9 protein-coding genes and 1 pseudogene are annotated in these 10,689 nt (G+C 66.5%); 6 read left to right on the forward strand and 4 right to left on the reverse strand.

The genetic code is table 11. The features are described from left to right. Nucleotides 1-135: 135 nt before the first annotated feature. Together JF886_RS11790 and JF886_RS11795 are read left to right on the forward strand one after the other, a co-directional pair. Nucleotides 136-423 (forward strand): annotated as a pseudogene (locus JF886_RS11790) (transposase); the annotation flags it as partial. A 234-nt stretch (nucleotides 424-657) separates the two neighbouring features. Then, nucleotides 658-1,110, forward strand: a complete 453-nt coding sequence (locus JF886_RS11795; RefSeq protein ID WP_337312686.1) for an IS110 family transposase — start codon at nucleotides 658-660, stop codon at nucleotides 1,108-1,110. 9 nt (nucleotides 1,111-1,119) lie between these two features. Here JF886_RS11795 and JF886_RS11800 read toward each other — a convergent pair whose 3' ends face one another. From JF886_RS11800 to JF886_RS11810, 3 genes are all read right to left on the reverse strand, one after another. Beyond that, on the reverse strand, nucleotides 1,120-2,016 hold the full coding sequence (locus tag JF886_RS11800; RefSeq protein ID WP_337312688.1) for a GGDEF domain-containing protein: 897 nt from the start codon (nucleotides 2,014-2,016) through the stop codon (nucleotides 1,120-1,122). 168 nt (nucleotides 2,017-2,184) lie between these two features. Further along, nucleotides 2,185-2,325 (reverse strand): hypothetical protein, encoded by a 141-nt coding sequence (locus tag JF886_RS11805; RefSeq protein ID WP_337312690.1) that lies wholly within the window; start codon nucleotides 2,323-2,325, stop codon nucleotides 2,185-2,187. Further along, a complete protein-coding gene (locus tag JF886_RS11810; RefSeq protein WP_337312692.1) occupies nucleotides 2,325-2,573 on the reverse strand; it encodes a hypothetical protein in 249 nt (82 codons plus the stop codon). Before JF886_RS11810 ends, JF886_RS11805 begins: the two co-directional genes overlap by 1 nt. A 609-nt stretch (nucleotides 2,574-3,182) precedes the next feature. Here JF886_RS11810 and JF886_RS11815 point away from each other — a divergent pair. The 4 genes from JF886_RS11815 to JF886_RS11830 all read left to right on the forward strand — a co-directional run bounded on the left by JF886_RS11815 (nucleotide 3,183) and on the right by JF886_RS11830 (nucleotide 8,774). Then, nucleotides 3,183-5,564 carry a putative bifunctional diguanylate cyclase/phosphodiesterase gene (locus tag JF886_RS11815; protein ID WP_337312694.1) on the forward strand — a complete coding sequence of 794 codons (2,382 nt, stop codon included), beginning with the start codon at nucleotides 3,183-3,185 and terminating at the stop codon, nucleotides 5,562-5,564. A 100-nt stretch (nucleotides 5,565-5,664) separates the two neighbouring features. Next, on the forward strand, nucleotides 5,665-7,053 hold the full coding sequence (locus JF886_RS11820) for a purine-cytosine permease family protein (RefSeq protein WP_337312696.1): 1,389 nt from the start codon (nucleotides 5,665-5,667) through the stop codon (nucleotides 7,051-7,053). Nucleotides 7,054-7,070: 17 nt separating this feature from the next. Next, entirely contained in the window at nucleotides 7,071-7,754 is a 684-nt protein-coding gene (gene tenA / locus JF886_RS11825) for a thiaminase II (protein WP_337312697.1), read from the forward strand. Nucleotides 7,755-8,147: 393 nt separating this feature from the next. Further along, nucleotides 8,148-8,774, forward strand: a complete 627-nt coding sequence (locus JF886_RS11830; protein ID WP_337312699.1) for a cytochrome P450 — start codon at nucleotides 8,148-8,150, stop codon at nucleotides 8,772-8,774. A 1,117-nt stretch (nucleotides 8,775-9,891) separates the two neighbouring features. Here JF886_RS11830 and JF886_RS11835 read toward each other — a convergent pair. Next, a partial coding sequence (locus tag JF886_RS11835; protein ID WP_337312701.1) for an alpha/beta fold hydrolase occupies nucleotides 9,892-10,689 on the reverse strand: 798 nt, incomplete at its 5' end.

Consider the following 10,689-nt stretch of genomic DNA (forward strand, 5'->3'; position numbering starts at 1 on the left):
AGCGCGACGAGCTCACAAACGGATGCTGGCGAACCGCGTCATCCGTCGCATGTGGGCCGATGCGCGGAACAGTCTCTACGTCCCTTCCGAATCCATGATGCACCCCGTACCCGCCGTGGCTTGACAAAGGAGCCTCGCAACCTGCTGACCCGCGTTCCCAAGAGCGCGCAGCCGATGGTGGCGACCTTGGTGCGCACAGTGTTCGCCCAACCGGATGCGGCCTCGACGTGGGCCCAGCTGAACCGGGTCGTGCAGCAGCTCGAGGGGCGCTTCGCAGACGCCGCCCACATGCTCACTGACGCATTCCCCGACGTGCTCGCGTTCACCGGCTTCCCCAAGGCGCACTGGCGCCAGGTGTGGTCCAACAACCCGCAGGAGCGACTCAACAAGGAGCTCCGCCGGCGCAGCGACGTGGTGGGCATCTTCCTGCGTCTATACCCTGTCGCCTGGCAGTGGCGGGAGGATCGCCGGTGCTGCGAGGCTCCCGTGGGGCCGAGGGTGACCCGGCATTTTTCTGTCGAGCCCTCGGGCTCTGACTTCGTTAGGGCAAGTCCCCTCGGTCTTCGCGGGTGGCCGAGTGACCTCATAGCGGCGTGACAACCGAACGGCAGGAATGTCCGAGGCCATCCATCTCATCCACATCCACGGAGGGCTGGCATGGTCATCATCGGAATCGATTGCCACACGCAGGTGCACGTGGCCGCAAGCATCGACGCGACGGGACAGGTTGTTGGTCGTTTCACCGCGGGTGCAAGCGCGCAGGAACTCGCAGCGCTTACAACCTGGGCCTCCAATCAAGCACCGAACCTGGTCGCTGTCGAGGGCGCTCGAGGCTTCGGCCTTGCGCTGACTCGATGCCTCCTCGCCGCTGATCTTGAGGTCGCCGATGTGCCGACGCACCTCACAGCTGATGGTCGCCGTCGAAGCCGATTTCGCGGGAAGGACGACGAGAGCGATGCGGTGGTCATCGCGCGTGTTGCGCTGCGGGAACGCGACCTTCCTCACCTGAGGCCAGGCCACCTCGACGCGGATCTCAAACTCCTGGTGGACGCTCGCGATCAGGCGTTCTCTGGGTTGAACTGGTCACACCGGCCGCCGATGGTCCCTTGACCATCCGGCCTACGCGGCGACGACCACTGCGGCTGGGCCGGCAACACGGTCGCGTCCGGAGGACTTCGCCTGATAGAGAGCGCGATCGGCACGATCCACCACCTCAGCGACGTAGGCGGCCGGTTCGCCCGTCGCCCAACCGACGCTGACGCTGGCTTTCCCGAATGGGACGCGCTCGGCGCGCACGGCGCGGCAGATGCGCTCAGCGATTTCGGCCGCGACGGCAGCGTCGGCGTCCAGGAGGATGACGGCAAACTCGTCGCCCCCTGTGCGGGCGGCGACATCCTCCCGACGGACCGCCGACTGGATTCCACGAGCGGCGGCAGCCAAGAGCGCGTCTCCGGCCTCGTGCCCGAAGCTGTCGTTGATCGCCTTGAGGCCGTCGATGTCGACAGCCAGTACCGCAAACGCGGCTGGGCCAATCTCAACGAGGTGCTCCTCGAACCGTCGGCGATTGGCAAGACCGGTGAGATGGTCGGTCGCCGCCAGCCGCTCGTGTTCGCGGGCCGAATTCTCGTTGACCTGGGCGAGGCCGGCGGCGAGGATCGAGATGACCCACATCATCGGGATCTCGAGGAAGTCGTCCGTTGCTGAAATGTGGACCATGTAGACAAGCATGATCGCGGTGTAGGCAGATGATCGCGAGAGCGTGGGGCGTGCACCTCTACGGATGAACGCTCCCAGAGAGAGGACGATGTAGACACAGTGCAACCAGAGCGTGGTCTGCTCGGTCAGATACAGGAGACCGATGAAGGCCACGCAGAGGACGTCGAGCGCCGGGCTGATGAGGCGGTGGTGCTGGCGCCCATACGCGAGGACATTACGGGCAGCAGCTGTGCCGGCGCCCACCGGACGCGCTGATTCACGGTTGCGACGGTGCAGTTCAGACCAACCTGCGTGACCCATGGGTGCACTATGGTCCGCGATAACAGCGCTACCGTTCCAGGGGCTGGCTCGTCACTCCAGCGTGACGCGCATTCGCTACTTCGCCCGATCTTAGTGACAATCAGGTCGAGCTCAGTGACGGTAGGAAGCGCCAACCGTGCGGTGACCTCCTCCAGAGCAGACACGGTGTCAGCCATGCCGACGCAGTAGGCGGCCGTCCGCCGGACCGAGACGCTCGAGTGTGCTGAAGATGATGCGCACGTGCGTCTCAACGGTCTTGGCGCCGAGGCAGAGCTGTTGCGGATCGCCTGGGTCGACCCCCTTCCGCATCAGGTGAAGTACGTCGCGCTCGCGCTCGGTGAGAGCGGTGAGGGGATCGCCCTCACGACGGGTGCCGCCAGCTGCTCGACCTCGAGGCGGTCGACCACCAGTTCCCCGCCGCCGACCCGACGCACGGCGAGGGCGAAGTCGGAGAGGTTGCTGACGCGCTCTTTGATCAGGTGCCCCAGGCCTCCGGCACCGCTGGCGATGAGCTGGCGCGCGGAGTGGGTCTCGACATACTGTGAGCGCAGGAGCACCCCGATGCCGGCTGCATGCCCTTCAACTCCGCGGTTGCTCTGAGACCTTCGGTTGTGTGCCTCGGCGGCAAGCGGAGGTCGACGATGGCGACGTCGGGCGCGCGCCTGACCGCACGGCTGCGACCAAGGCTGCGGCATCACCAGCTTGGGCGGCCACGTCAACACCAGCGTCAAGAGGACGCGGGCATTGGCCGGCCCTGCGCGGCTGCATCGGCGTTCGGCCGACGCGACCGGCCTCGTCGATGGACCGAGGCGGCGGACTCGTGACCCAGGCGTGACCATTCCAGCTCCTCAACTAGCCGACCGGGGGCGCAGGATGGATTCGATCGGCGCCTCCTTACGAGTAACCGTGGGAGGGATCAGCGCCGGCACGCATTTCTTGTGAGGGCAGCTCCGATGCACGCGAGCAGACCAGTACCAGGCGCCACCTATTGCTGCTCGTGGCTCCCCGCGTAGCTGCTCCCACCGATGCTCGACCCGTTGCCCTCAGCCGGTCCACCTCCCGTGCCACTCCAACCCCGACCACGTCGATTCCCGGCGTGCCGACCACCAGTGGAGGGTAAGAGCGCACGGGCGCCCCGGCACCAGCCGACCCGGTCCCGTCCGCTGGTGAGCGAAGACGCCGTTGTCGCGGTCGCGCTTGCCTCGAGCGCGGCTGCGACCGCCGGTGTCGACGGCGCGGACTCCGTCGCTGCAGCCGATGTCCCGGGCCCCCGTCATGCTGACAGCGAGTGGCGGGGTCACGGCGACGAACCGTTCGGCCGACTCGCCGAGGCCGGCCCAGACCTGATGGCGTATCGGCTGCAGCTCTGGCCTACGCTGCGATGCGAGTACGTCAGTGCCAGTGCTCGAGCAATCACCGGTCACTCACCGCAGGAGTACTACAACCGTCCCCAATTGTTCTTCGATGGGCTCCACCCCGACGACCGCCCACGCGTCGAACAGGCGCTGGCAGAACTCGACAGCGGCGCGTCATCGCTGGAGGTGCGTTGGCTGCGGGATACCGGAACGGTAGGGTGGGGGGCGATGCGACTTCTACCCCTTCTTGATGGGGGAGGCCGGCTCATCGGCGCCGACGGCGTGGTCATCGACGTCACCGCCCGTCGCCTCGCCGAGGTTGCGCTGTGCGTCAGCGACGACAAGTTCCGGCGGATCTTCCACGACAACCCTCAGCCGATGTGGGTTGTGGACGCAGAAAGCCGCCGGTTCCTCGCGGTCAATTCGGCTGCACTCCGGCTGTACGGGTACACGGCAGCGGAGTTCGCCTCGTTGAGCATCGCGGACCTTCGCGTTGACCCGGAACCTGCCGTCGTCGCCGATCTGGCGCGCGCCCGCGCGGGGGTGTCCCAGTTCGGCGCTCGGCACCGTCTTCGGGATGGTCGGGTGATCGATGTGGAGGTGACGACTCAAGGTCAGGAATACGAAGGGCGGCCGGCCGTGCTGTCCTTGATCCAGGACGTGACCAGCCGTCTTACGGTCGAGCGCGAGATGACGAGGCGGTCGTTCCATGACTCCCTGACCGGCCTTCCCAACAGAGAACTCTTCTTGGATCGTCTGGGCCACGCTTTGCGGCGCCGCGCTCGCCGTCAGGACACGGCGGTGGCGGTTCTGTTCATCGACGTCGACAGATTCAAGACGGTCAATGATGGGCTCGGCCACGCGGTCGGCGACGGTATGCTTCGAGCTCTCGCGGACCGGCTGGGTACGGTGATCAGAAGCGATGACACACTGGCGCGGCTCGGGGGCGACGAGTTCGGCATCTTGGTCGACGGCGTCGCCAGCCCGGAGGACGCTCGGCGGTCAGCCCAGCGCATCCTCGACGGGTGCGCCGAAGCGATCGACGTTGACGAGCACTCCATAGCCCTCAGCCTCAGCGTCGGTGTCGCCGTGGCGAAGCGTCGTGGCAGTCGGGCTGAGGAGGTGGTCCGCGACGCCGAACTGGCCATGTACGCTGCGAAATCGCGCGGGCGAGGTCGACTCGAGCCGTTCGTCCTGAGCATGCGCACTGTGGCGGAGCAGGGCCTGAGTCTTGACCAGGATCTTCGCCACGCCGTCGAGCGACAGGAACTAGCCCTGGTGTTTCAACCGGTGGTCGCGGTCGACAGCGGCGCGGTCATCGGCTGCGAAGCACTGGTTCGGTGGCAGCACCCGACCCGCGGGCTCCTCCCACCCGACGTCTTCATCCCGATGGCGGAGGACACCGGTTTGATCAGCGAGGTCGACACATGGGTTATCCGTGAGGCCTGCGCACAGATGGCCGCGTGGCGCTCCGCCGGCATAGTCGACCTCTTCGTCGCCGTCAACGTTTCCGGTATCGACATCGGATGTGGGCGCCTGGTGGAGCGCGTCCAGGCTGCTCTTGACGACAGCGGCATTCCCGCTCACTGCCTGGAGATCGAACTCACCGAGAGCGTCGCCTCGATCCAATCAGCGGTCGCTCTCAAGGAGCTCGATTGCCTCCGACAACGTGGGGTGAGCGTCAGCATCGATGACTTCGGAACGGGCTACTCGAGCCTCAGCAAGCTGGCGACGCTCTCTATCGATCGCCTCAAGGTGGATCGCTCCTTCCTCGCCCCCATCAAAAGAGCGGACGACAAGGTGCCTCTGGTGAGCGCGATGATCGCGCTCGCTCACGAGCTCGGCCTCAGCGTCATCGCCGAGGGAGTGGAGACCGCCGTGCAGCTCGCATTCCTGCGGCGCCACGGGTGTGAACTGTTCCAGGGCTACCTTGCGAGTCCGCCCGTCAGCGCCGGTGCGTTCGCAGACATCTGTCGTGGAGCGCCTCGGACGCGCCATCCAGTCACCGCTCCTCGCGACGGCGCAAAACGGCCCGGCGGGGTGAGAAGAATTGCCCGGATCGGATCGAGCAAAGCCCTTCCGGCTTCGTCGGCCCCCGACCAAGCCGTCGAGCAGCTATCCGGTAAGCGTCCAACGGCCTGCTCCATGCGACGCCGACAGGTCGCCTGTCGCCACACGCCCACGCTATCCTAGGGGCGCACGCGGGAGCTCGGACATTGCCGGGCTGAGAGGGCGACGCTTGGGTCGCCGACCGCCGAACCTGACCGGGCAATGCCGGCGTAGGGAGGCAGCCATGACGACAGTCGCTGAAGCCTCGGTGACAACTCCGAACGATCGCTGGGCAGAGCCCGCCCCCACGTTGGAGGGGCCGGTCCCGCGGTCGCTGAGCATGGTTGACCAACTGGCGCTGTGGGGAAACCTGGGCGTCAGCCTGCTCGGTCCGGTGGGGGCCATCTTTGTGCTTGCGCCTCTGGGAGTTGCTCCTCTGTCGCTGGTGGCCGCCTTCGCCGCGGTGGTGATCGGAACCGCTCTCGGCAGCCTGCTTCTCGCCGCGTCGGCGCTGGCTGGCGCGCAGACCGGCGCCCCGGCGATGGTGCTGCTACGCGGCCTGTTTGGCACGCGTGTGTCGTTCCTGCCGACGGTGCTGAACCTGTTGCAGTGCCTGGGCTGGGCGGTGTTCGAACTGGTCGTCATCGCCGCCGCGGCAGAGCAATTGTTCCCCGGACACGTGCACTGGCCGTACGTCATCGCCGCCGGGGCTCTCACCACTGTCATGGCGCTGCGCCCCTTAGGCGCGGTCCGTGCCCTGCGCCGCTACGCCATTGTCGCCGTGATTGGAGCCACCGTGTACCTCTTCGCGCAGCTGCTCCGCCACCCCCTGGTGTCGCTGACCAGCGGATCGTGGAGCGGCTTCTGGCTGGCCGCCGATGTGGTCATAGCTGTTGCCGTCTCTTTCGCGCCCCTGGCCGCTGACTACTCCCGGCACTCGCGCTCCGGTCGCGCCGCCTTTCTCGGTTCCTTCCTCGGTTACACGGTCACACAGATTGCGTACTACACGCTGGGCCTGCTGGCTTTTGCCACCGTGGTCAGCAGCCAGGGCGACGCGCAGACGCACCTGTTCACCGCCTTCCTTGCCGTTCCGGTCGGTGGGTTGGCATTCGGCATTCTGGTGCTGCGCGAGCTCGACGAGTCCTTCACCAACGTGTACTCGACGGTGGTATCCATCCAGAACCTGCGGCCGCTCAGCGACCGGCGGATCCTTGCTCTGGTCATCGGCGTCCTGGCGACGGTCCTGGCGCTGGTGCTGCAGATCGCCGACTACCAGAGCTTCCTCTATCTGCTCGGCTCGGTATTTGTGCCCCTGTTCGCCGTCTTCGCAGTCGACTACTTCGCCCTGAACGGCCGCCGGCGGTGGGACTGTTCGAAGGATGCGCCGGCGCGCTGGCTCATGCTCATCCCCTGGCTGCTCGGCTTCGCCGCCTACCAGATGGTGAATCCAGGCTCGGTCTCGTGGTGGGCGTCCGTGTGGGGCAGCGCGCAACGCGCCGTCGGCTTCACGCCGCCAACATGGATGAGCGCCTCCATCACATCCTTTGCAGTTGCCGCCGCGGCGACATTCGCGGTGGGGCTGCTCGCGCGCTGCCGCGCGTCGACCGACCAGGTCGGCCTGGGGACCGTGTGACAGCCATCGAGGACAGAGTGCCCGCGGAGCCGAGCCCGTCGGCCTTCACAGGACGGCTGTGGGCCGCGGCCGCCACCACATATGCAGCCATCCTCCGGCACCCCTTCGTCAGCGGGCTCGCCGACGGCGGCCTGGACCACAGGTCATTTCGGTTCTACGTCGTCCAGGACGGCCACTACCTTCACGGGTTTGCGCGCGCGCTCGCCCTCCTGGCGGCGCGCGCTCCAACTCCCGGGGTCACTGAAATGTTCGCGCGCCACACGGCCGCGCTCATCACGGTGGAGCGCTCCCTCCATGGCAGCTTGCTTACCGAGCTCGCGAGGACTGACGGCGACATGGCCGATGCCGGCGCCGCTCCGACAACACTCGCCTACACGAGCTATCTCATCGCGACATGTGCAACCGGGTCCTTCCCGGACGGCATTGCGGCAGTGCTGCCGTGCTATTGGATCTACCGCGAGATTGGCCGGGAGCTGCAGAGCCGGTCGTCACCCGATCCGCTGTTCACGCGATGGATCGACACGTACGCCGGCGAGGACTTTGACAGTGCTGTCCAGGAACTGTTGGATCTGACCGATTCGATCGGCGCTACCCTCAGCCAGGAAGGCCGGGAGTCAGCGATCGATCACTTTGCCACAGCGGCGCGGTATGAATGGATGTTCTGGGACGCCGCGTACCACAGGATCGACTGGCTGCTCTGATGCTGGAAGCTGGTTCCGGTCAGCCTGGGCAATCGGACCCAGCCAAACTACCGATGGCATGGACCGCGGTACACCGTGCTCGCACACTATCCGCGTGCTTTCGCAGTGCCGATGGGAGTTTGGGATGTCGTCGCCGAGTGACCTCCACGTCACGCCAAAGGAACCTGGCGATCTCCATCAGATTGTCTGATCTTGTCGGCGGATCGCGGTTCAGGCTGCGCCGAGGCGCACATTTGGCACTTGGTCCGCGCATTCCCGGGGCGATGTCGTTGTCGCTCACGCGATCGCCCTGGTGCGGCTGCGGTCCGACGACAACCGGCCGCCGGCGCGTCAAGACGCTCCTCCAGCTACCGGTTCTGCGTTTTTGGCCCGCTACCTCGCCTCACTTGAACCGTGGCACCGGCAAGTCGAGTGAAGAACAGCGCGCCTGGCGATGACCTGCTCAGCGCGCTAGTCGCCCCCGGCGACGTCTGCGACCGTCTGAGCGATTCGGAGTTGCAGAACATCGTTTTCACCCTGTTGTTGGCCGCGTACGTGCCGCCTGCCAATGCCATGGCCGTGGCGGTCCTCCAGCTGTTCCGGCACCCCGACCAGCATGCCGTGCTGCGGGCCAACCCGGCGCTGATCGGTACCGCGGTTGACGAGTTGCTGCGCATCGACCAGAGCTCCGCTGCCGACCAGCTCCGGGTCGCCACAGCCGACGTCGACATCGGCGGTGTCCCATTCCGTGCCGGCGAGATCGTTGTGGCCCCGCTCCGATGTGCCAACCAGGACCCGGCTGTCTTCGTCGATGCGGATCGGTTCGACGTCACCAGTGCGGAAAACCCCCATCTGACCTTCGCATACGGGCCCCACTATTGCCTCGGCGCCGCACTGGCGCGACTGCAACTCCAAGTTGGGATCGGCGTGCTGGTCGGCAGATTGCCGCAGCTGCGTCTGGCCGTCCCGTTCGCGGAGCTTTCCTGGACCCCCATGTTCTTCACCCTGAACGGTCCCCAAACTCTTCCGGTTGTCTGGTAATTGTCGCGACGGGGCCAGGCGAAACCCATGACGCAGTCGCTTCCCGGATGGTCTGTACATCTCCCGGCAGCTCGCCGAACACCAGCAGGGCTCCTTGTCACTGGTGTCGACCAGCGTCGGCTCCGGCAGCACGTTCTGCCTGCGGCTCAGGGCGGCTCCCGGCTGACAGCGTCCGAACGGCCAGCGGTCGCCGGGTAGCCCGGCGCCCCGCAGCGAGCGCTGTCCGCTCCGTTCTACACCACGACACGATCTGGAGCTTCGGGCCCCTCTGAGCACTTCCACCCACCGGTGACGGTGATGTTTGAACGTCCGGTAACGAACCGACTCCGTCCCATTCCCGTGGCACCGTGCGCGTGATGGCACGGATCACGAGTTGCCCGTATTGCGCCAGCAGTCGGGTTATCCCTCTGACCTTCAGTCCGCCGCAGGGCCATCGGATCGACACCGACCCTGTAGCCGCCGAGGTGTTGCGCGCCCGCTACAAGTGCGTGGGTTGTAGCCGCCTGCTTCGCAAGACCACACTCAGAACGGCGAGCCCCGTGTCCGTGAATGCTCTGGACATACCGCGTCGATAGGTGGGCCCCGAATCCTCGAGAGTACGACGCACGGTCGTGTGGCGGCGCTGGCGGTTGTAGAAGACCTCGATGTACTCGAACATCGCGCTCCTGGCGGCGGCACGCGTCGCCACGTGTGCCGTACAGCAGGTTGAGCTCTAGCGTCGAGAAGACGCTCTCGGCGATCGCGTTGTCTCAGCAGATGCCGGGCCGGTTGAGGCTGGAGCGGATGCCGTGGCTCTCGAGCACCGTGGTACACGCCTCGGACATGTACTGGCAGGCGCGGTCGGTGTGTGAATCAGCGTGTCAACTGGGGCGCGGCGAGCCAGGGCATCTGGAGCGCCGCCCAGTGGCGGCTCGGTGCCGAGGTGGTCGGCCATCGCCCAGCCTACCACCCGTCGCGAGAAGCAGTCCGCCTTATCGGGTCACGCCCAGGGTGCGCTGCAACTGCTCCCCTCGGCGCCGCTACCGGCTTCCAAGGGCGCCGGAGGAGACCACTGACGGGGGCGCCGTTCACCCACCGGGGAGGCCGCGGCGGCCGAGCGCGCCAGACCGCCAGGCAGTCACCCGCCCCCTGCGAAGAATTGGCGCATCACCTCCAGCTGACGATGCACGGCAGCGCTGTTCCAGCCGTGACCCTGCTCGCTGTCGACGAACAAACGGATGTTGGGCTGGTCGGCAACCATCCGACGGAGCCGCGGCACGTCGATCATGTGGTCCTGCAGGGCCACGATCATCAACGTCGGGCCCGTGCGCTGTATCAATGCGTGTAGTCCCTCGTAGCGCAAGCCATCGCGCAACCATTCGCGGGCAGCCACCGGGTCGGCACGCCGCTGGTTGTCGAAGTTGGCCTGCGCTGTCTCCAGGTCGACGTCGCCCTCGGCGATGACGTAGCGTTTATACAGGTCGCTGACCATCCGGTGGCGACTGAGCGCTACGACCCCCTGCCACAGCGGCGGTAGCGTCAGTACGCGTACCTGCTCGCGATAGAAGCGACGTACCAGCGTGGGAGCGAGCAGCGGAGTGTGCAGGACCAAGCGGCCCACACGGTCAGGGCAGCGTCCGACTAGGGCATTCGCCACCGATGCGCCGAGACACAGCCCGGCAACATCGAACTCGGCGATCTCCAGATGCTGCAGCAGCGCTCCCACAGCAGCGGCCATGGCCTGCACCGTGTGCCGCGTAGTGAGCGGAGACGATGCACCGTTGCCCGGCAGATCGGGGATGATCAGTCGCCGGGACTCGGCCAGCGCTCTGAAGCGACCGCCAAACTCCTCAGCGGAGCTGAGAAAGCCGTGGCACAGCACCAGCGGACGACCCTCTCCGCAGGTTAGGTAGCGCATCGTCGGGCCGCCATCGCC

The sequence above is a fragment of the Candidatus Aeolococcus gillhamiae genome, assembly GCF_016464765.1.
Lineage (GTDB): Bacteria > Chloroflexota > Dormibacteria > Aeolococcales > Aeolococcaceae > Aeolococcus > Aeolococcus gillhamiae.

Excerpts from the sequence above, each read along its gene's own strand:
- JF886_RS11820 (WP_337312696.1), top strand. The coding sequence starts at position 5,665 with ATGACGACAGTCGCTGAAGCCTCGGTGACAACTCCGAACGATCGCTGG.
- JF886_RS11805 (WP_337312690.1), bottom strand. The coding sequence starts at position 2,325 with ATGCGGAAGGGGGTCGACCCAGGCGATCCGCAACAGCTCTGCCTCGGC.
- JF886_RS11795 (WP_337312686.1), top strand. The coding sequence starts at position 658 with ATGGTCATCATCGGAATCGATTGCCACACGCAGGTGCACGTGGCCGCA.
- JF886_RS11800 (WP_337312688.1), bottom strand. The coding sequence starts at position 2,016 with ATGGGTCACGCAGGTTGGTCTGAACTGCACCGTCGCAACCGTGAATCA.